Origin of the sequence: Marinobacter sp. LV10MA510-1 (assembly GCF_002563885.1) — a bacterium.
Taxonomy (GTDB): Bacteria; Pseudomonadota; Gammaproteobacteria; order Pseudomonadales; family Oleiphilaceae; genus Marinobacter.
The window spans coordinates 2,694,214-2,714,452 of the sequence record NZ_PDJA01000001.1 but is presented as its reverse complement, the minus strand read 5'-3'; the positions used below and the strand labels follow the sequence as shown (position 1 = coordinate 2,714,452).

At 59.9% G+C, this 20,239-nt stretch carries 21 protein-coding genes and 2 pseudogenes; 20 read left to right on the top strand and 3 right to left on the bottom strand.

Annotation, left to right across the window (positions count from 1 at the left end; genetic code table 11):
- Nucleotides 1–91: 91 nt before the first annotated feature.
- From ATI45_RS13010 to ATI45_RS13000, 3 genes are read left to right on the top strand one after another with little or no spacing between them, the layout of a single operon-like run.
- Complete coding sequence (locus ATI45_RS13010; protein ID WP_218926139.1) at nucleotides 92–868, top strand: FCD domain-containing protein; 777 nt, start codon at nucleotides 92–94, stop codon at nucleotides 866–868.
- Nucleotides 869–893: 25 nt separating this feature from the next.
- Nucleotides 894–1,262: a CidA/LrgA family protein gene (locus tag ATI45_RS13005; RefSeq protein WP_098419849.1), complete on the top strand. Its 369-nt coding sequence runs from the start codon at nucleotides 894–896 to the stop codon at nucleotides 1,260–1,262.
- On the top strand, nucleotides 1,255–1,986 hold the full coding sequence (locus tag ATI45_RS13000) for an LrgB family protein (protein WP_098419848.1): 732 nt from the start codon (nucleotides 1,255–1,257) through the stop codon (nucleotides 1,984–1,986). The genes ATI45_RS13005 and ATI45_RS13000 overlap by 8 nt, the downstream gene beginning before the upstream one ends.
- A gap of 4 nt (nucleotides 1,987–1,990) precedes the next feature.
- Here ATI45_RS13000 and ATI45_RS22720 read toward each other — a convergent pair whose 3' ends face one another.
- Complete coding sequence (locus tag ATI45_RS22720; protein ID WP_228706024.1) at nucleotides 1,991–2,149, bottom strand: hypothetical protein; 159 nt, start codon at nucleotides 2,147–2,149, stop codon at nucleotides 1,991–1,993.
- Nucleotides 2,150–2,507: 358 nt separating this feature from the next.
- Here ATI45_RS22720 and ATI45_RS12990 point away from each other — a divergent pair.
- Nucleotides 2,508–2,974: pseudogene (locus tag ATI45_RS12990) on the top strand (transposase).
- On the opposite strand, the pseudogene ATI45_RS22715 reads toward ATI45_RS12990, so the two are convergent.
- Nucleotides 2,900–3,133: pseudogene (locus ATI45_RS22715) on the bottom strand (ADP-ribosylglycohydrolase family protein); the annotation flags it as partial. The pseudogenes ATI45_RS12990 and ATI45_RS22715 sit on opposite strands and share 75 nt — an antisense overlap.
- On the bottom strand, nucleotides 3,112–3,630 hold the full coding sequence (locus tag ATI45_RS12980) for an ADP-ribosylglycohydrolase family protein (RefSeq protein WP_098419846.1): 519 nt from the start codon (nucleotides 3,628–3,630) through the stop codon (nucleotides 3,112–3,114). The pseudogene ATI45_RS22715 and the gene ATI45_RS12980, both read right to left, overlap by 22 nt.
- Nucleotides 3,631–3,848: 218 nt before the next feature.
- On the opposite strand from ATI45_RS12980, the gene ATI45_RS12975 reads away from it, so the two are divergent.
- From ATI45_RS12975 to ATI45_RS12900, 16 genes are all read left to right on the top strand, one after another.
- Nucleotides 3,849–4,763, top strand: a complete 915-nt coding sequence (locus tag ATI45_RS12975; protein ID WP_179888265.1) for an MSHA biogenesis protein MshI — start codon at nucleotides 3,849–3,851, stop codon at nucleotides 4,761–4,763.
- Complete coding sequence (locus tag ATI45_RS12970; protein ID WP_098419844.1) at nucleotides 4,763–5,371, top strand: PilN domain-containing protein; 609 nt, start codon at nucleotides 4,763–4,765, stop codon at nucleotides 5,369–5,371. The genes ATI45_RS12975 and ATI45_RS12970 overlap by 1 nt, the downstream gene beginning before the upstream one ends.
- The gene (gene gspM / locus ATI45_RS12965; protein WP_098419843.1) at nucleotides 5,364–6,083 is read left to right on the top strand and encodes a type II secretion system protein GspM; all 720 of its coding nucleotides are present in this window, start codon (nucleotides 5,364–5,366) and stop codon (nucleotides 6,081–6,083) included. The genes ATI45_RS12970 and gspM overlap by 8 nt, the downstream gene beginning before the upstream one ends.
- Before the next feature lie 58 nt (nucleotides 6,084–6,141).
- Nucleotides 6,142–6,483 carry a hypothetical protein gene (locus tag ATI45_RS12960; protein WP_218926138.1) on the top strand — a complete coding sequence of 114 codons (342 nt, stop codon included), beginning with the start codon at nucleotides 6,142–6,144 and terminating at the stop codon, nucleotides 6,481–6,483.
- A gap of 8 nt (nucleotides 6,484–6,491) precedes the next feature.
- Nucleotides 6,492–8,087, top strand: coding sequence for a pilus (MSHA type) biogenesis protein MshL (locus tag ATI45_RS12955; RefSeq protein ID WP_218926137.1), 1,596 nt, complete (start codon nucleotides 6,492–6,494; stop codon nucleotides 8,085–8,087).
- A gap of 4 nt (nucleotides 8,088–8,091) precedes the next feature.
- A complete protein-coding gene (locus ATI45_RS12950; protein ID WP_098419841.1) occupies nucleotides 8,092–9,042 on the top strand; it encodes an ExeA family protein in 951 nt (316 codons plus the stop codon).
- Nucleotides 9,039–10,481 carry a tetratricopeptide repeat protein gene (locus ATI45_RS12945; protein ID WP_098421744.1) on the top strand — a complete coding sequence of 481 codons (1,443 nt, stop codon included), beginning with the start codon at nucleotides 9,039–9,041 and terminating at the stop codon, nucleotides 10,479–10,481. The genes ATI45_RS12950 and ATI45_RS12945 overlap by 4 nt, the downstream gene beginning before the upstream one ends.
- Nucleotides 10,478–12,202 (top strand): GspE/PulE family protein, encoded by a 1,725-nt coding sequence (locus ATI45_RS12940; RefSeq protein ID WP_098419840.1) that lies wholly within the window; start codon nucleotides 10,478–10,480, stop codon nucleotides 12,200–12,202. The genes ATI45_RS12945 and ATI45_RS12940 overlap by 4 nt, the downstream gene beginning before the upstream one ends.
- Nucleotides 12,199–13,434, top strand: a complete 1,236-nt coding sequence (locus ATI45_RS12935) for a type II secretion system F family protein (protein ID WP_098419839.1) — start codon at nucleotides 12,199–12,201, stop codon at nucleotides 13,432–13,434. Before ATI45_RS12940 ends, ATI45_RS12935 begins: the two co-directional genes overlap by 4 nt.
- A 120-nt stretch (nucleotides 13,435–13,554) precedes the next feature.
- On the top strand, nucleotides 13,555–14,040 hold the full coding sequence (locus ATI45_RS23170) for a type II secretion system protein (protein ID WP_323807651.1): 486 nt from the start codon (nucleotides 13,555–13,557) through the stop codon (nucleotides 14,038–14,040).
- A 27-nt stretch (nucleotides 14,041–14,067) separates the two neighbouring features.
- Nucleotides 14,068–14,499 carry a pilin gene (locus tag ATI45_RS12925; protein WP_098419838.1) on the top strand — a complete coding sequence of 144 codons (432 nt, stop codon included), beginning with the start codon at nucleotides 14,068–14,070 and terminating at the stop codon, nucleotides 14,497–14,499.
- Nucleotides 14,499–14,966 (top strand): pilin, encoded by a 468-nt coding sequence (locus tag ATI45_RS12920; protein ID WP_098419837.1) that lies wholly within the window; start codon nucleotides 14,499–14,501, stop codon nucleotides 14,964–14,966. The genes ATI45_RS12925 and ATI45_RS12920 overlap by 1 nt, the downstream gene beginning before the upstream one ends.
- Nucleotides 14,963–15,505, top strand: coding sequence for a prepilin-type N-terminal cleavage/methylation domain-containing protein (locus ATI45_RS12915; protein ID WP_228735972.1), 543 nt, complete (start codon nucleotides 14,963–14,965; stop codon nucleotides 15,503–15,505). The genes ATI45_RS12920 and ATI45_RS12915 overlap by 4 nt, the downstream gene beginning before the upstream one ends.
- Nucleotides 15,496–16,404, top strand: coding sequence for a PulJ/GspJ family protein (locus ATI45_RS12910; protein WP_098419836.1), 909 nt, complete (start codon nucleotides 15,496–15,498; stop codon nucleotides 16,402–16,404). The genes ATI45_RS12915 and ATI45_RS12910 overlap by 10 nt, the downstream gene beginning before the upstream one ends.
- Complete coding sequence (locus ATI45_RS12905; protein WP_098419835.1) at nucleotides 16,394–16,816, top strand: hypothetical protein; 423 nt, start codon at nucleotides 16,394–16,396, stop codon at nucleotides 16,814–16,816. The genes ATI45_RS12910 and ATI45_RS12905 overlap by 11 nt, the downstream gene beginning before the upstream one ends.
- Nucleotides 16,817–16,897: 81 nt before the next feature.
- On the top strand, nucleotides 16,898–20,155 hold the full coding sequence (locus tag ATI45_RS12900) for a DUF6701 domain-containing protein (protein ID WP_143751161.1): 3,258 nt from the start codon (nucleotides 16,898–16,900) through the stop codon (nucleotides 20,153–20,155).
- The last annotated feature ends 84 nt before the right edge of the window (nucleotides 20,156–20,239 follow it).

The following is a 20,239-nucleotide window of genomic DNA, read 5'->3' as shown; positions in this document are numbered from 1 at the left end:
CTTACTGGACAGACCAGTTTTGTGGTTAATCTGACAAGCATCAGCCATACTCTTGAGCATACGTACTACTCCTTAAGATTAAATTTTTTCTATGGAGAACTGGTCTGACCAGTTAATTTCAGTGATGCAGGAAAAACCCATTCCCATGTCCCGGGCGGTCGCGTACCGCCTTGAACAACTGATTCTCGACGGCAGTCTTGCGCCGGAGCAGATGATTCCCTCCGAACGGCAGTTGGCAAGCCGCTTTGGGGTTTCTCGCGCCATCGTTCGGGAAGCCCTTCATGAACTGCAGGGCAGTGGCATGATACAGACACGGCACGGCAAAGGTTCCTTCGTGTCGCATATGGTGCCAGAGCCTGCGGACCACAGCCCCTTGATGCAGATGTTCATGGAGCACTCCCGCACCCTTTACGATCTGTTCGAGGTGCGCCAGGAACTGGAAGGGAAAGCAGCTTATTTGGCGGCAGAGCGTGCCACAGAAAAAGACCAGTACCAGATTACCAAAGCCTTCGAAGCAATGGAGAAAGCCGACCCGCTCACCAATGCGGACCTTGACCATGCCTTTCATCGGGCCATTGTGAATGCTTGCCATAATCCGGTGCTGATTCACGTGCTCAACAGCTTGAAAGACCTTATGTTGAACTCGGTGCGGGCGTCGGTGGCCAACCTTAGCCACCGGGATGCATTCAAGCAGCAGATCGACAAACATCACCGCCAGATCTACCATTCGGTCATCAGCCGGCAAGCCAAGTGGGCTCAAAAGGCCGCTATGGCGCATGTGGCTCATGTTGCTGAAGCGCTCAGAGCCATCGAAACGCAGGAGAATGGTCTGATCCGATCTTCTATCACGCCATCCGCTGTTCGCTAATTCTGATATTCCTGGATAACATTCAATGCAGTTAATTAATGGAATCACTCTGCTACTGATCTACCAGCTGGCAGGCGAAGTGAGTGTTCGATTGCTGGGGTTGCCGGTGCCTGGCCCGGTGATGGGCATGGTCATGCTGTTTATCACGTTGATGATACGTGGGGGGATGGCAAAGGCCGTTGAACCCGCGTCTACTGCCCTTCTAGGCCATCTTTCGCTGCTGTTCGTGCCAGCCGGGGTGGGGCTTATTGTTCACTTTAATCGCCTTGGCAACGAGTGGTTGCCCATCAGTGTCACCCTGTTGCTCAGCACCATTATCACCATGGCGGTCACCGCTCTGGTGATGCAGTGGGTAACCCGGTTAACGGCCAGGCGAGAAGCGAACCATGATTGAACCAGACCTGAACCGAATATGGGTTTATCTGTCTGCGTCACCCCTGCTGGGCCTGACCATGACCCTGGTGGCCTACAGCCTGGCGCACCGCCTTTACCTTCGCTCGGGTTTGAATCCTTTACTGAACCCGGTGGTCACGTCGGTTACGGCACTCATCCTGTTTCTACTGGCGACAGATACGTCCTACGACGATTATTTTGATGGCGCCCAGTTCGTTCATTTTCTGCTGGGCCCTGCCACCGTGGCGCTGGCTATTCCTCTGTACCAGCAATTCAACAAGCTGAAACAGGTGTGGCTGCCGGTTACCGTGGCTTTGGTAACCGGCGTGGTTGTTGGCGCGTTCAGCTCGGTGGCGATAGCCCGACTGCTGGGCGCCAGCCTTGAAACCCAGTTGTCGCTGGCCCCTAAGTCGGTAACGGCGCCGGTAGGCATGGCGATATCGGAACAGATTGGAGGCCTGCCGTCGCTCACAGCGGCTTTGGTGGTGGTTACCGGTATTATTGGCGCCGTTATCGGCTCCAAATTGTTCGATTTGATGGGCATTCGGGACGACAGTGTAAAAGGTATTGCTATGGGCATGACGTCCCACGGTATCGGCACCGCGCGGGCTTTCCAGGTCAGCGCCCAGATGGGCGCATTCTCCGGTCTTGCCATGGCGCTGTCGGCTTTTCTTTACTCGGTTTTTCTGCCCTGGCTGTTGAGTATTACGGGTGTACTTGGCTGACTCGTTACGTCAATCTTATAACCAGTGCTACACCGGTCAGGTTGGGCTCGCTGGTTAGTTGCCTGAGCCCTTCCGTCACCACCGTCATGTCCATGTGGTGAGCCATGGTAATCACGCCCTGAACGATGGCGGCAATTCGGTGATCTGTGGCGGTTTTCTCCACAATGAGCGATCGCCTCCAGAGTCTGTTCCAGCGGTTTTTGCCGAGCGATCATCTCATGGATGTCTTGCTGCGCTTCCAGCACAGAAAATTCAATGTCGCTCATAACGAGGAATTCCGTCCATGAATGATGCTCTGGGCGCGTAGTTCTTAGCAAACAATTGCACAGCAATCTTGAGCTAACTTAATAAATGTACAACAATATCATGATTATACAAATGCACATCAAATATATCTTTTATAAGGTGCATCTCTTTGTAATGTTTAGACTAGGGTCTGTTGACAATTGCTCGTAAGCCTTTGAAAGGTAGGAGCAAGCTCGTATGATGAAGTTCCGAAACAACAATCATATGAGCCCGCAATGCCCAGATACATGCTCACAGAGGAGTTGTGGTCCAAGCTAAGAGAAATATTGCTTCAATTCAGTCTGTATAACAAGGCAGGTCTGCGCAAAACAGTCGAAGGCATTCTATTCAGAATGCGGACCGGTGTGCCCTGGAGAGATCTGCCAGACCCTTTCGGCAAATGGAATTCTGTCTACAAAGTCTTCAATTACTGGTCGAAAAAAGGCATCTGGGAAAAGCTCTTTAGTGGGCTGACAACCGACTCGGACCGATCAAGGGCAACAAGGGACTCGACTGGCCGTTGTACAAGCTCAGACATCTGGTGGAGAACGCGTTTGCCAGACTCAAGCATTATCGGGCCGTCGCCACCCGATATGACAAACTGACTCGTCATTACGAGAGCATCGTGTCATTGGCTTGCGCATTTCTTTGGCTGCCGATTAGGGTCTGGTGCTTCCTGGCTGGCCGCGTCCAGAGCCGCTGACAGGGGCTTGCCCCGGAACAGATGGTCCAGAAGTCGCGCTGCGCACCTTGCCCAGGCCACGGCTTCGTCGTTGTGATTGGTCACCCGGACAGTGGCTTCTGTGACATCCATCAGGTTGCTCTGGCCGCAATAGCTGGTCACCACAGTGGCGGCAATTTGGAGACTGCCGGCAGTTGCATGTCGTCGGCGCCACTTTCCGGCAGCAGGTGACGGTCGATGGTCCGGGCCAGGTGAACGCCTGCTTTCTGTATCTCCGGTTCCTGGTAGGTAAGGCCGATAGCCTTACGGACCGGAGCAGCCAGTTGACCGCCGCTCAGGCGCCGGGTGTAGGGCAAAACCTTCTGCACCAGCACTCGCTTCGGTTCACCGGTCAGTTCGGCAGTGGTGGTCGATTGCGCCTGCTCAATGGCTTTCTGTTCGATGGTGTTCAGGTTGTTCAGAGTGACCCGGGTCGGGTTGTCGATATAACCCTGCCAGAGGCCGCCGGGGCCAAAGAAAGCGAGAAAGCGCCGCTGGCAATCGCGGATATCCAGAGCCCCTTCACTGGCCAGCAGGCTGTCGTACAACCAGTGTAGACCAAGGCTGGCTGCGTCCGCGACCCAGCCGCCGGCAAGGGCGTTGATCCGTGTGCCGCGCTTATTGTGAAACGCGTACATTACTTTTCCATAAATAACCTATATGCTTAGAATCCATCGCCCAAGAATACATATCTTTGTAAGGCGGTGCCGGCGTTAATGGCTGGCTAGGCGCAGTGCTTTTTTAGGGTGAACTTCAGCCCACCAAGACGCGGGTGCAAGGCAAAATTTTGCGATGTGCAGTCGTTCGCCTGGGGGCGACGTTGCGGTACGCAGCTGGTAGCTGGAGTGTGTAGTTGGTGTGGCCCATAAGAAAAAAAATCGCAGCAGTAGGTTTGCTTGGTATCGAAGTCGGGCCCGAGGGCATTGCCCTGGCGCGCGTCGTACGAATGCCCGGAGCTGCACCGCGTCTACTCGATTGCCTATTTCGCAAGGCTGCCCCTGCGCAGCAAGCAGCTGAGCTGAAAAAGCTGGTCGCCGAGCTCGGCCTGGCCGGCATGCCGGTGAACCTGCTGCTGCATCCCGCCGACTATCAAATGTTGCTGCTCGACAGCCCCGACGTGCCCGCCGAAGAACTGCGCGATGCCATGCGCTGGCGGGTCAAGGAGCTGATCGCCGAACCTCTCGAACAGATGGTCATCGATGCCTTTGTGCTACCTGCCGATGCGTACCGTGGCCGCTCGCGCATGGCCTATTGCGCAGCTCTGGATAAAGCACGCATGCGCGGTTACAGCGCGCTGATCGAGCAGGCTGGGCTAAAATTGAGCAGTATCGACGTGACGGAAATGGCTTTCCGCAATCTCGGCCTGCTGTTTGGTGCCGAGGGGCTGAATATTGCGCTGCTGCGCCTGCGCTCCAGCGAGGGCTTGATCTGCGTGCAGCATGGCGCGGACCTGTATATGGCGCGCAGAATTGAGCACGGCCTGGAGAGGGCCCAACAGGATTTCTCTTCGGTCACCCTGGAGATCCAGCGCTCCCTCGATTATTTCGAGAGCCAGTTGGGCAAGGGCTATATCAATCGCCTGCTGCTGCTGCCCATGAAGCGTGATGCCGATGTGACGTTGCAGGTGTTGATCGACGGGCTGGCGGTCAAGCTGCAGATGCTCGATCTGCGTGAGCTGTTTGTCGAACAGCCGGCCGCCGAGCTGGAGCCGTCCGAGCAAGCCTACTGCATGGCTGCCGTTGGCGCGGCTCTGCGCCAGGTGGTGCGCTGATGCAAAATCTCAACCTGTATCAGCGTGAAAAAATTAACCGCAGCGGCCCGCAGCCCAAACAAATGTGGCTCGGGCTGGGCGCGCTGCTGCTGCTGTGCGTGTTGCATGGTGCCTGGCTGAATTGGCAGTTGCAGGAGGGCGGCCAGCGCCTGGAGCAGGCCGAGCGTCTGGCCAAGGTGCAAAGACAGCAAGTCGAAGCCGCCCAGGCGAACTTCGTTGCGCCGCAACTGGATGCCCGCCTGCCGGTGCAGTTGGCCCGCCAGGAGGCGCAAAACCAGGCGCTGCAACGCCTGCTCCGCTCGCTCGCGGTGCGCGCCGAGCAACAGCGCGGCGGGTTTGTCGCCCCGCTGGCGGCGCTGGCCGAGCAGCATCCGCCCAATGGCTTATGGCTGAACGACATCCTTCTGCGCGGCAGTGATATGCGCCTGCAGGGCTTTAGCCAGAATCCACAATTGCTGCCCCAGTATGTGCAGCGTTTAAGCCAGAACGCCGTGTTTCGGGGCCGCCTGTTCTCCCGTCTCGATATAACGCGCGACGACGACACTCACCTGCTGCAGTTTGATCTGTCCTCGCGGCCCGCCGATCAGGAGGGCCGCCAAGATGAGTAGCCCAATTAAGCAACTTCAGCAGCGCTGGCAGGCGTTCGCCCCGCGCGAGCAATGGCTGGCCTATGGGGTGGGGGTGGTGCTGGTCGGCCTGCTATATATGCAGCTGCTGGCTGATCCGTGGGCACTGCGGCTGGACCAGCAGAAAAGTGCCTACAGCAGCGTCGAAGCGCGCAGCGCGCAAAACACCGATGCGCTGGCCGAGTTAGCGGCCGCGCTCGCCGCAGACCCCAATCTGTCCTACAACAACGCCTTGTCGCTGGCCGCGGCCAGCCACGCGCAGCTGCTTGAGCAGATTGACCAACACACGCGCGAACTGGTCAGCCCGCAACAAATGCGCGCCCTACTCACCGACCTGCTGCATGCGCAACCGGGTTTGCAGCTAGTCAGCCTGGAAAACTTCAGTGAAGCGGTGCAGTTGCCGCCGACGCCGGTGGCCGAGGGCACGCCGACCAACCCGGCAACGTCACCAGGGTCGCCAGTGCCGGCCGCCGCGCCTGCCAGCGAGGTCAGCCTGTATCAGCATGGCATGCGCCTGAAGCTGGAAGGCAATTACTTCGACCTGCTGCGCTACCTGCAAACCATCCAGAACACCGCGTGGAAACTGAACTGGGAGAGCCTGCATTATCAGGTCGGCGAAGCCGGTCCCGGCAAGGCGCAGATCAGCTTGCAGTTGTATACCTTAAGTCGTCATGCGGAGTCGCTCGGTGCCTAACGTATTGTTAATGTTTACGCCATGTAGGCCATTCACGCGCGGTACGCGCCGCGGCTTCATGCTTGGCCGTAGCGTAACGCTGGCGCTGCTCGCGGCGCTTTTACTCGTGTGCAGCGGCTTGGCCGGCGCGGCGCTGGACCCCACCCAACCACCGGCCAACCTGTCCTCAGCCAACAGCGGTGCGGCGAGTGACAACGCGGTCGCGCCCTTGGTGCTGCAAGCGGTGCTGAGCGACGCCCAGGGCCGCCGCGCGATGATTGGCGGAGAGGTGTTGCGGGTGGGCGATCAACATGCCGGCGCCCGTGTGCTGAGCATTCATGCCCAGTCCGTATTGATTGAACGCCAGAGCGTGCGGCAGTTGCTGCGCCTGGCCGAACCCGTAATGCAACCGAGTCGATGATGCCCATAATGCTGAAGTTTCGTCTCAGCCTGCTGGGCTTGAGCGCCCTGCTAAGTGCTTGCCAAACCTTTCCGGATGGCGAGCAGCAGCTCTACGAACAGAGCAACCAATTGCTCGAAGAAAGCCTGCAGCAGGCCGCGGCCCGAGTCACGCCGCCGCCCGCGGTGCAAGCCGCGCTGATTCCGCCCTTGGGCCTGGATGGCGCTCAGCGTGGCGGCCCACGTTTCGATGTGGCCGCCAACAACCTGCCGGCGCGCGACTTCTTTTTGAGCCTCATGGAAGGCGCCGGCGAAAACCTGGTGGTGCATCCGGACGTGACAGGGAACATCACCTTCAGCCTGCGTCGGGTCACCCTGGTAGAAGCGCTGGCGGCCGTGCGCGACAGCTATGGCTATGATTTTCGGCGCACCAGCTATGGCTATCAGATTCTGCCTAATCAGGCGATTACCCGCAGTTACAACCTCAACTACCTGAATTTGCAGCGCATCGGCCGGTCCGACACTCGGGTCAGCTCGGGCCAGGTGGAGGGCAGCGGTAGCAACAGCAGCAGCAACAACAGCAGCAAAAATAGCGACGGCGGCCAGTCGAACACCCTCAATGCCAGTCTGGTGACCACCTCCAGCGACGTCGATCTCTGGCACGAGGTACGCGAGGTGGTGGCCATGATGGTCGGCGACGAGGAAGGTAACAGCGTGGTGGTCAATCCTCAGGCCAGCCTGCTGGTGGTGCGCGCCAAGAGCGCCGACCAGGAGAACGTCGCGCGTTTTCTCGAGCAGGCCCAGAGCAATCTGCAGCGTCAGGTGATTCTGGAAACCAAGATTCTTGAGGTGCAGTTGTCAGCCGGTTTTCAGGCCGGCATCCAATGGGACGATTTGGGCGGCGATGTCATCAGTAGCAGCTTGGCGGGTGCGGCCTTGAGCGGCCCGGTCGGAATCGGCGGGGTGTTCAGAGGGGTCCTGAGCCTGGGCAGCTTCAACGGCCTGATCCGGTTGTTGGGAACCCAGGGCCAGGTGCGGGTGCTGTCCAGCCCGCGAATTTCCACCCTGAATAACCAGAAGGCGGTGATCAAGGTCGGCACCGACGAATTCTTCGTCACCGATGTGTCGTCCAGCGGCAGCACCAGCACCGTCGCCGGCGTCACCGAGCCGACCCAGGACGTGACCCTGACGCCGTTCTTCTCCGGTATTTCGCTGGATGTCACGCCGCAGATCGACCAGAACGACATGGTCACCCTGCATGTGCGCCCGACGGTGAGCCGCGTGGTCGACCAGAACAAGGTGATCAGCCTGGGCGAAGGCAAGGATTTGAACCTGCCGCTGGCACTGTCCACCACCCGCCAATCCGACTCCATCGTGCGTGCGCGCAGTGGCCAGGTGGTGGTGATCGGCGGGCTGCTGCAAAACAGCAACGAAAACAACGACGCGCAAATTCCCTGGGCCAGCAACCTGCCAATCATCGGCAACCTGTTTAACCTGTTTAAACAGCAGCGCAAAACGTTGCTGAAAAGCGAGTTGGTCATTCTGCTGCGCCCGCAAGTGGTCAGCGATGACGTGTGGCTAAACGAGTTGCGCAAGAGCGCAGATACCTTCAGAGAACTCAGGTAAATCGATGTATCAAACGTTCTTCGGCCTGCGCGAGAAACCCTTCGCGCTGACCCCCAATACCGAATTTCTGGTCCAGTTGGCGCCGTATCAGGCCTGCCTCAACCTATTGTGCGTAGCGCTGGGCGAAGGTGAAGGCTTTATCAAAGTCACCGGCGAAGTCGGCACCGGCAAAACCCTGCTCTGTCGCACCTTGCTCAAACAGCTGGACGCCACGCAGTACCAGTTGGCCTATCTGCCTAACCCAGACATGTGCCCAACTGCGCTGCGTCAGGCGCTGGCCCGTGAGCTGCATATCGAGGCCGTCGAAGACCTCGACAGCCAGGGCGTGCTGGAAGCCTTGCACCGCCGGTTGATCGAGCTGGCGGCAGCCGGCAAAAGCACCGTGCTGCTGATCGACGAGGCGCAGGCGCTGCCTACTGCCACCCTGGAAGCCCTGCGCCTGCTCACCAACCTGGAAACCGAGCGGAGCAAATTGCTGCAAGTGGTGCTGTTCGGCCAGCCGGAACTGGATGTCACCCTGGCCCGCCGCGAATTTCGCCAGCTGCGCCAACGCATCACCTTTGCCTACCGCCTGCGCCCCCTGGATAGGCTGGAAGCCACCCGCTACCTGAGCGAGCGCCTGGCCGTGGCCGGTTACCGTGGCGACCCGCTGTTCAGCCCGGCGGCAGTGCGGGGCTTGCTGCGCGGCAGTGGCGGCATCGCCCGGTTGCTGAATATTCTTGCGCACAAGGCGCTGATGGCCGCTTACGGGGAAGGCCGGCGCCAAGTCACGGCCGGCCATGTACGCTGCGCCCAGCGCGATACCGAAGGCGCGCAAGGCGGTGCGTCGCGCGGTGTCTGGCTGGGCTGGAGTCTGGCCGCGGGTGGCGTGCTGCTGGGGCTGAGTGGCTGGCTGCTGAGCCAGTCGCAGGCCGTCGGGTCTTGGCTGGCGCCGTACTGGGCGTGGCTGGCATGAGCCTGGTCAACGACATGCTACGCGACCTTGAAGCGCGCCGCGCCGCGCCCACCGAACGCTTGCAACTCGATGGTCTGCACGCCGTAGACGAAACCGCCGTGGCCCGCCGCACGCAGCGGCGCCGTGGCCTGATCGGGCTGGCGCTGCTGTTGCTGATCGGCCTGGGGCTGTGGTTGCTGCTCGCGCGCCCGGACTTGAGTGCGCCGACGCCGACCGTGCCAGACCCGACGCTGGCCGTGCCGGGCGCTGAGTCAGCGCTTGTCTCATCGGCCGCCGCGCCACTTGCCCAGTCCGGGCTGGCGGCGGATGCGCCAATGCTGCAACCTGCCCAGCTGCTGGAAGTGTTGCCGCAGCACGATGGCCGTGGGCTGATTCTGCAACTGCTGCTGGACCGCGCGGTGTCCTACCAGCGCCGCGAGGAAAACGGCACGGTTAGCCTGTATTTGCCGAACGTGCAGTTGAACGGGCAACTGGCCAGTGATGCGCATGGCCGCTTGCAGCGCGGCGGCCGCAGCCTGTCCTGGCGCGTTGAAGCCCAGGGCCAAGGCGTGCAAGTGCTGCTGGTCGGGCTGGGCGATGACCTACAGGTGCGTGACCGGCTGGAATCGGCGGGCACCCGATGGCTGCTGTGGATCGAAGTGCCCATCGGCTCGCCGGCGCTGGCCGACGGGACGAATGAATACCCAAACGAATACGCGCATGAAGACCCATACCGGGACGAGGCAATAGACCTCAATAATCTGCCCGTAGCCGAACCGGCAACTCCACGCGCGGCGGTTCAGGCGCAGGCCGATAAAAAAGCTCAGGCGCTGGCCGAACTGCTCGGCAACGCGAATGGTCGCGGCCCGCCGCAGGTGAGCGTCGCGCCCTCGGCGCCGAATGCCCTGACGCAGGCGCGTCAGGCGCTGCAGGAGGGTGATTATCCACGCGCCATCCACGTACTGGAGGCGCTGCAACTGACTCGTAAAAACGATCCCGAGGTGTCGCGCTGGCTGGCCCGTGCGTACCTGGCCGGCGGTGAATCAGCGCGGCTGCTGGCCTGGTTGCCGGCGCACCTGGCGCAGCGGCCCCGGGACAGCGAGCTGCGCGTGCTGCTGGCGCGCGGGCAACTGCAGGCCGGTCAGGCCGCGAACGCGGTGGCCACGCTGCAACACTACCCGCCAAGCCTGCGCCAAGAACCGACTTACCACGCGCTGCTGGCAGCCAGTTACCAACAAACCGGCGAGTGGCCGCAAAGCGCTGCGTTGTATCAACAGCTAATCGAACTGCAGCCCCAGCAGAGCAGCTGGCAGCTGGGCTTGGGCATCGCCCTGGAACAACTGGCGCAACCGGCTGCCGCCGCCCGACATTACCGCCTGGCCCACCAGGGACCAGGTCTGGACGAAGGCGCCCGGCGCTTCGCCAGCGAACGCGCGACAGCGCTAGGAGCGCGTCCATGACCCCGCAAGACATCCGCCAAAACAAGCTGCGCTTGGGCGATCTGCTGGTTAAGGCCGGACTGGTCAGCGACGCTCAGCTGCAACTGGCCCTACAGGCGCAAAAACGTAACGGCGCCAAGCTGGGCCACAGCCTGATTGAGCTGGGCTTTGTCGACGAATTACAGTTGCTCACGGCCTTGTCCGAGCAGTTGCATATTCCGTTTGTCGAACTCAAGCATTTTCGCTTCGACAATGAGCTGGTGCAGAGCCTGCCCGAAGCCGTGGCCCGGCGCTTTCGCGTGGTGCTGCTGGCCCGCGAAGGCGGCGGTGTGCTGGTCGGCATGTCCGATCCCCTCGACCTGTTTGCGCTGGATGAAGTCGAGCGCTTGCTGAAAACCCGGGTACTGCCGGCGGTGGTGCGCGAAGCCGAACTGCTGCTCGCGCTGGACACCATGTACCGGCGTACCGGCCAGATCGCCTCGCTGGCTGGCGAGCTGGAAGGCGAACTCAAAGACAGCGACTTCGACCTGTCCAAGCTGGGCACCGACAACAATAACGACGCGCCGGTAGTGCGCCTGCTGCAAACGCTGTTCGAAGATGCGGTGCAGATGAAGGCCTCGGACATTCATATCGAGCCCGACGAAGGCCTGGTGCGTATTCGCCAGCGTATCGATGGGGTGCTCAACGAACAGGTCATGAAGGAAGCGCGGATCGCCTCGGCGCTGGTCATGCGGCTGAAAATCATGTCCGGCCTGGATATTTCCGAGAAACGTCTGCCCCAGGACGGCCGTTTCAATATTCGGGTGAAAAATCACGCTATCGATGTGCGGGTCTCGACCATGCCCGTGCAATTCGGCGAGTCGGTGGTGATGCGCCTGCTCGACCAGAGCAACTCGGTGGCCAACCTCGACGCCAGCGGCATGCCGGCCGAGATGCTGGTGCGCTTTCGCCGCCTGCTGCAGCGGCCCTTCGGCCTGGTGCTGGTGACCGGCCCGACCGGTTCGGGCAAGACCACCACGCTGTACGCCGGCCTGGCTGAACTGAATAGCCCGGAAAAGAAAATCATCACCGTGGAAGACCCGGTGGAATACCGCATGCCACGCATTAATCAGGTGCAGGTGAATGCCAAGATCGACCTGAGCTTTTCCCGGGTGCTGCGCGCCGCCTTGCGCCAAGACCCGGACATCGTGCTGATCGGCGAAATCCGCGACCAGGAAACCGCCGAGATTGGCCTGCGTGCGGCGATGACCGGCCACTTGGTGCTTTCGACCCTGCACACCAACGACGCGCTGACCTCGGCCATGCGCCTGATCGACATGGGCGCCGAGGCGTTTCTGGTGGCCGCTGCGCTGAACGCTGTGCTGGCCCAGCGGCTGGTGCGGCGGGTCTGCGAAAGCTGCATGCAGGAGCACACGCCCGAGCCGCGCCAACTGCTCTGGCTGGAGACCCTGTACGGCGCCTCGCTGGACGGGCGCACCTTCAAGCGCGGCTCGGGCTGCCACCATTGTCACAACAGCGGCTACGCCGGCCGGGTCGGGGTGTTTGAGTTGCTGGAATTGGACGCCGCGATGATCGCCGCGTTGCGCCACAACGACCCGCAAGGCTTCGCCGACGCCGCCAAAGTCAGCGTCGGCTACCGACCGCTGGCGGCCTGCGCGCTGGATTACGCGCTGGCCGGCGTGACCAGCATCGAGGAAGTACTAAAAGTCTGCGCAACCCTGAGCGACGAGGGGCTGGCGTGAGCCTGTTTCAATTTACCGGGCGCGACGCCCAGGGCGGCAAGGTCAGTGGCAGCCGCGAAAGTGGCTCGATGGACAGTTTGGCCAGCGAATTGTTGGCCGAGCACATCACTCCGCTGACCATTCAGCTGCAGGCCAAGCAGGGCGGCGGCGATGTGCTGGTGGCGCTCCGCGCGCTGCTGCGCAGTAAGCGCGTCGAACTGCAAGAGCTGATTATTTTCTGCCGGCAGATGTACAGCCTGAGCAAGGCCGGGGTGCCGATCATTCGCGCCATCGGCGGTTTGGGCGAGTCCAACCGCAACCTGTATTTTCGCGAGGTATTGCAGGCGGTGCGCAACGACCTGGAAAGCGGCATGAGCATGGCGGTGTCGCTGAATGCCCATCCCAAGGTCTTCGGCACCCTGTTTGTGAGCATGATCAGCGTCGGCGAAAACACCGGCCAGCTCGACCAGGCGTTCCGCCAGCTGTCCATCTATCTGGAGCTGGAGCGCGAAACCCGCAAGCGCATCAAGCAAGCCACCCGTTATCCGCTGTTCGTGCTCAGCGCCATGATGGTGGGATTGACGGTGATCAACCTGTTCGTGATTCCGGCCTTCGCCAAGGTGTTCGCGCAGTTTCATGCGCAGCTGCCGTTGCCGACGCGGATTCTGATTGGCACTTCGGAGTTTTTCCAACAGTATTGGTGGCTTCTTGGTATGGTGGTGACTGGTGTCATCGTGGCCTTTATCAAATGGAGCGAAACGGAGGCCGGCGCGCTGCGCTGGGACCGTATTAAGCTGCGCCTACCGATTGTCGGCGGGCTATTCGAGCGCATCGCCCTGGCCCGCTTCACCCGCACCTTCGCGATGATGTACCGGGCCGGCGTGCCGTTGCTGCAGACCCTCTCGATCAACAGCGCGAGCGTTGGCAACCGCTACATCGGCCAGGCTATTTTGAGTATGCGCGAGGGCGTGGAACGCGGCGAAGCGCTGACCAGCAGCGCCGCCGCCAGCGGCCTGTTCACCCCGCTGGTGCTGCAAATGATGGCCGTCGGCGAAGAAACCGGCGCCCTGGATGACTTGTTTATCGAGGTGGCGGATTTCTACGAGCAAGAGGTGGACTACGACCTCAAGCAACTGGCCGACGCCATCGAACCGATTCTGATCGTCGCCATGGGCGGCATGGTGCTGGTGCTGGCGCTGGGCGTATTTCTACCCATGTGGGAGTTGTCTTCGGCGGCCAAGGGCGGTGGGTAGAGCGCATTTGAAACGCGCTGTGTGTGCTCTGGGATTTGGTATTTGCTCTGGCAATTTAAAGTAAGACCCCGCGTGGAACTGTCCGCACGGAAGTGGATAAATCAGTAAGAGAGAACGGCAATGATGAAAAAAACCAAAGGTTTTACCCTGATCGAACTGGTGGTGGTGATCGCCATTCTCGGCATTCTTGCCGCGGTGGCGCTGCCACGCTTTATGAATGCGACCAAGGATGCTCATGAAGCCGCGGTCAGAGGCGCCGGTGGTGCCTTGGCTTCCGCGGTGTTGCTGGTGCGTGCGCAATGGGAGGTCAATCGCAGCAAGGGTTCCGCTACCGGTGCAGTTGCAGGTTTTGGTGAAGATAATGTGTTCGTAAACACCCAAGGCTGGCCGACTGGTACATCGACTACGGCTAGCTGCACGGATGTCTGGAATGCCATTTTGCAAAGCTCGGCTCCAGTCGTAGCAGCGGCTGCCGCTACAGGCGTTGACTATGTGGCAAGCAGTGACGCTGCTGGCTGCCTCTACACTTACCAGTTGGATGGTCTCAACGACAGCATTCTCTATAACGCTGCCAACGGCACCGTTACCACCACGTTTACGCGTTAAAACCTGTTCGTTAATAAGGAAGTAGCAATGAAAAATCAACAAAGCGGTTTCACCCTGATCGAGCTGATTATGGTGATTGTCATACTCGGGATTTTGGCGGCCGTGGCCTTGCCTAAATTTGCCGATTTCAGCGGTGAAGCCAGGTTTGCCAGCTTGAACGGCGCACTGGGCGCGGTGCGCTCGGCGAGTGCGATAGTCCATTCAGCCGCGCTGGTGAATGACGAGACGGGTGAGAAAGGGTCAGTGACCCTGGAAGGTCAGCCAATTGAGCTGGCATATGGCTATGCCACTAAGGACTCGATCATGGATGCAGCCCAGTTGAGCAGTGAGTTTACTACCAACGACCCATCGGGCACTGTCAAGCTGGGCGCCTGCAACTTTACCTACAAAGAGGCGGCCGAAGGCGGCGCCGCAGAGATCAGTGATGTTAAGGACGCTGTCGACGACAAACGCTGCTAATGCCTGATATGCGCGGCTTTACCCTGGTGGAGTTAATTCTGGTGATGGTCATCATCGGGATTCTCGCTGCTGTGGTGGGGCCGCGCTTCTTCGATAGGCAGGTGTACGACGATCGCCTGTTCTTCGAAGAAACCTTGGCCGCCGTGCGCTACGGGCAAAAACTGGCCGTGGCCAGCGGTTGCCTGACGCAGGTCAGCCTCGGTAACAACGGCTACTGGCTGCGCCAGGCGGCCAACTGCGATAGCGGCGCCTATAGCGTCGACGTCCAGGGGCCGGATGGCCAACGGCCCTTTGCCAATACCCAAGTACCCACTGGTGGGACCATCACGGCAACCAATTTTCCGGTGGTATTCGACTCGCTAGGACGCCCGGTGGATGCCCAAGGGGATCCGCTGGACAGCGAGGCGACAGCCACTATCGGTAGCTTTACGCTGACCGTGACGCCGCAAACCGGAATGGTGCAATGACGCCTCGGCAGCGTGCTGCGCGACCCCTCCGGCAACCCGGAGCCGACGCCCTAGCGCGTCAGCGCGGCATGACCCTGATCGAACTGGTGATCAGCATCGTCATCATCGGCATCGCCGCCGCGGCCCTGTTCAGCGCCATGGCCGCCATCGGCGGGCGCTCCGCCGACCCGCTGCTGCGCCAGCAAAGTCTCAGCATCGCCGAAGCTTATCTGGAGGAAATCCTCCTGAAACCCTATCTCGACCCCGCAACTCTCGACCCCGCAACGCTATTGGGCTGCCAGGCTATCCCGGGCGAGCGCAAAGAGTTTGATGATGTTTGTGACTACGACGATCTGGATGATCAGCCGCCCAAGAATGCCTCGGGTGAGGAAATCACGGCGCTGGACGGTTATCGCGTGCAGGTGGCCGTGGCGCAATTGGACAGCTGGAATGGCGTGCCGGCTCTGCAGGTGGATGTCACCGTGACCGACCCCGGCAACCAGCAGCTGCTGCTCAGCGGTTATCGCACCTGTTATGGCGAGCTGGACCGATGCCCTTGAAGCCTTGGCGCGGTTTCACCTTGGTGGAACTGGTGATGGTGATCGCCCTGTCCGGCATGGTCTTAGTGATGATCAGCACTGTACTCGCGCGCCCGCTGCAAGGTTTCGTCGATCAGAGTCGACGGGCCGTGCTGGTCGATCAGGCTGCGGGTGTGTTGCAGCGTATGGCGCGTGACGTTCGGCTGGCCGTGCCTAACTCGCTGCGGGTGTCAGCGGACGGCAAAGCGCTTGAGCTGCTGCTGATTCATAGCGCCGCGCGCTACCGTCCCAATCGTATCGGCGGCGAGGGCCTGCGTTTTTCCAGCGAAACTGCAGGCACCTGCGGCAGCATCACCGAGGGTGAGCGCTGCGACAGCCTGCAGGTGCTCGATCCCGAGTTTAAAACGGACGGCGCGCAATGGATGGTGCTCTACAACATTGGCGCCGAGTCCGGCGGCAATCCGGTTGCCGGCAGCAATGTATGGATGCCGGCCAACCCCGGTGTGATCACCCCGACGGGCACGAAGTTCGATCCGCTGTCTGGTGCCCCCGCCGGGGAAAGTCATATTGCCCTGACTAACCTACCGGTTGATGGCTTCCGTTTTGCCTATGCGTCACCGCAACATCGCTTGTACTTGGCAAAAACGGTAGTGGGTTATCGCTGCCAGGACGGGCAACTGCTGCGTTACAGCTACAAAGACCAATTGCTCAGCGCAATTCCCAGCACGCCGCCGGCCGGCTCCGATCAACAGCCCATGGCGGCGAATGTCGATTGTTCCGCTACATACTTTACTTACCAGACCGGCAGCACTCAGCGCGCCGGTTTGCTAGCGATCATCCTGCGTATCAGCCAAGACGGTGGAGTCGGCGGCGAAGGCCTACAACTGCTGCAACAGGTACACGTCGACAATGCGCCCTGAGCCCCGTTTGCCGCGCCGCGCCCAGGGCTTTGCCTTGGTGGCGGCGATATTCGTGATGGTCATCATCGCCCTGGTGGTGACCGCCATGGCGCGTTTATCCATCACCCAGCACGGCACTGTCAGCCTGTCTATCCAGCAAGCCCGCGCCTACCAAGCCGCCCGGGCCGGCCTGGAGTGGGGGATTAGTCGGGCGGTTGGTGGCGAGTGTCAGGCAGGGCCGGTGGCGGTGGATCTGCGTAATTCAAATCTAGCCGAATTCACTAATGTGCAGGTCACGTGCGTTCCGATGCTCTACGACGAGAATGGTGTAGATGTGAACATCTACCAACTGATCGTCACCGCCCAAAACGGCAGCCCCGGCAGCCGCTCCGACTACGCCTACCGGCGGCTGACCGCGACTATCGAACAATAAACAAGGAGCAAAACCATGAGGCAACAGGGTTCCATAAGCCGCCATGCATGGCTAAAAACCGCGCGCTGGACGCTGCTGCTGATGGGCCTGTTGCTGGGCAATCTGGCCCAGGCGGCGACCGATTACTTTTTTCATCCTTCCTCTGAAAATCTGCCGGCAAGGTGCGTAAAGATTAATGGTCATTCCTACAGTTGCGGTGTGTTGACGCTTGGCGAGGGTGACACGATCACTCTCGGGAAGTCGGACAAGTCAGACAAACCGGACAAACCGGTCACCATCACCTTCTCCGGGGCATTCACCACTGGCGCGAGCAATTTGATCAATGCCTCGGGAGCGGTTGACGACCTCAAGCTGATCACCAACGGTGTGCTGACGCTGGGCGCCAACACCCGGCTGAATGCCAACGTGGTCGGCACTGCAGCGGTCACCCTGGATGAAGATGTCACGGTGGATGGCGCGATCAGCACCGGCGCTGGCGCCGTTACCGTGGGCAGCAGAAGCACGGTCGGCGGGGGCATTAGCACGGGCGCCGGCGTGGTCACCCTGCTGGCGAGCGCCACGCTCGGCGGCGGTATCACCACCGAGGATGGCGGCATCACCGTCGGTAACCAGAGCAGTGTCGGCGGGGCGATTACGTCCACGGGGGCGGGGGTCGTTTGGCTCTGGGAAAAGGTTGAAGTGGCGGGGGGCGTTAGCACCGTCACGGGCGGTATCACCGTGAAAGATCAGAGCCGAGTGTGCGGCAGCATCAGCATTACCGGCGATGGTGTGGTGGTTTTGACAACCAACATAAAAGTCGGCGGTTCGGTCATTACCCAGGTTGGCGCGATCACGATTGGCACCGGAAGCTCGGTCGGCAAAGATGTAATCAGCGGTGCCGTTATCACCCTGACCGGTCTACTGGTCGGCGGTAATGTCAGCAGCATCGGCGCGGGCGCCATCACCACGACTGACACCTCGATTGGCGGCAATGTCAGCAGCAATGCGGGCGTCATCACCCTGACCAACTCACAGGTTCGCGGCACGGTGACCTCGGGTGTCGCGATTGTAAAAACAGGGAGCAGCGTTGGCGACACCAACCTGGTCATCAATATTCCGTCTGCTTGCTCGACGGTAGTGGTTGGCGATATCCATCACTTCGAGATAAGCGCACCGGCTAGCGGTCTGACCTGCAATCCGTTGGATGTCACCGTTAAGGCTTGTTTGAATGAAACTTGCGATCTTTATACCGATTCGATAACGGCCCAGGCTCAGATAACGCAGGGCGTAACTAAGAATAGTCAGACCCAGACATTCACGGGCGGTAGCCAAGTTTATGCATTGCGCGCCGGTACGTTCGGGGAGGCATTTTTGAGCATGGCCCCGTCCACGCCTGCTGCATCGGCGCAGACCCTGTGCAGCATTGGCTCAAATGCCCTGAGTTCTAATTGCACGTTGCAAATGGTCGAGAGCGGTTTTGTACTGTTTGATCGTCAAACAGGTAGTTCTCTAATTCCGAACCATATTGCAGGGCGAACAACGCTCGATGACGTATGGGTGCGCGCGGTAAAAAGTGATCCGGCTGATCCGCTTCGTTGTATCCCCGGTTTCTCGGAAAAGAGTGAGCGCATGGTTGGTTTTGCTTCGGACTACATCAATCCTGCGCCGACAGACCTAGTGGGAAGTCCGAAGCTAAAAGTGAACGATGTTGAGATTTCCAACATTTCATCAGCCTTTACCCTAGTGCCGCTGGATTTCAATGCGCAAGCAGAAGCACCCATTCGCTTGTTCTATCCAGATGCTGGCAAGCTCAGTTTGAGCCTGCGCTATGAGGATAAAGAAGCCGATACCGGGCTGGTGATGACCTCGACGGGGAATACGTTTGTAGTTAGGCCGTATGGGTTGTGCCTATACAGTGACACGACGAACAGCAGTTGCCTTTTGGGCGATGCTAATTGCTCTGTTTTCGTTCCCGCGGGGGATCCCTTTGATTTGAGCGTGAAGGCCGTTGCTTGGGAGGCGGGTGCGGATACGGACTTTTGTAGCGTAAAAGCCGTCACCCCGAATTATCGACAGAGCGGCATAACCCTCACCAGTAGCTTAGTTGCTCCTGATTCTGGTTCTTCCAGCATTCTTGGCGAGACCAATGTCGATATCGTTTTCGGTGACGCGGGAGAAAAAACCCATACCAATCAGACGATTTCTGAGGTTGGAGTGTTCACCATCACCGCTAATCCGCCGAACTATCTCGACGGCCCTGCAGTCGGCGACAGCAACGGTGACGGCGTTATCGACAAAGTCAGTACTAGCGCCAATATCGGTCGTTTTATTCCGGCCTACCTGGACGTTGTGGGTTCGGCCAGTTTGACGCCCAGTTGTGGCCCGTTCAGTTATCAGGGGCAGCCGATGGGCTTTGCTGCTGGTCAGGCACCGCGCCTGCAGGTGAGTGGCCACAATCGCGCCGGCGTCGTCACCACGAACTACGATCGCGGCGATTTCTGGCGGTTAAACGCTCCCGAGCGCAGCCAATACACCTCTGTAACCGGCGTAGCCAGTTTTGATCAGGGATACGTTGTGGGGCCGCCAGTCGTGCCGGCGCGTTTGCAAGAAGTCGACATTACCCAGTCAGAGTATCTGGATGATCTGACCACTGAGGGGAACGGAATTCGTATCGCTCGCTGGAGCGACCAGCAGCTCTGGTATCTCCCTGCGGTCACGCCAACGATCGATGATCGGCCTTTTCAAGCGCTTGTTAGCTTGAATGTTTCCGCCGCAGCGCTAACGGATGAGGATGGGGTTTGTTATACCCATGGCAATAAAGACAGTGGCGCGGCCTGTGAAGACTATTTCGCTGATGCTGATCCTCTCACTGAGCGTCAGCCGGGATTTGGCGGCAGCGAAGTGCGCTTGGGCCGGCTGCGTATCGGCAATGCCCATGGCTCAGAATTGCAGGCGTTGAATCTGTCCGTTGCTTTGGAATACTGGAAAAATATCGGTAGCCCCACGGTGCCCATCGGTAGCTTTCAGTCAGAGCTGAACGATAGTTGTACTGCCTCGTTGCTGGGCACCCCCGCAGCTTTTTTAAGCCTTCCGGATACTCGCACCGGCCAGTTGCTAGCCAAAGATATCAAGCCGTCAGTTGATCCAGTTCCGGCGACTCCGTCCTTACCGATTAACCTGCAGGTTGCTGTGCCGGGTTCGAAGAACCATGGTTCAGTAGCGGTCGGTTTCCCCGATCTACCCTCCTGGCTGTATTACGACTGGAATGACACCGGCCGCGAAGCTGCACGGGGTCTCGCAACCTTCGGCATCTACAGCGGCCCGAAGCCGTTGATTTTTCGCCGCGAGTTGTACCGCTAGGCGCCGGGCAGATTGCTGAAATGAGTGAGCGTTCCTACGCGTCTGCGGGGGAACGCCTCGTCTGTTCGGTCGCAGATCAACGCT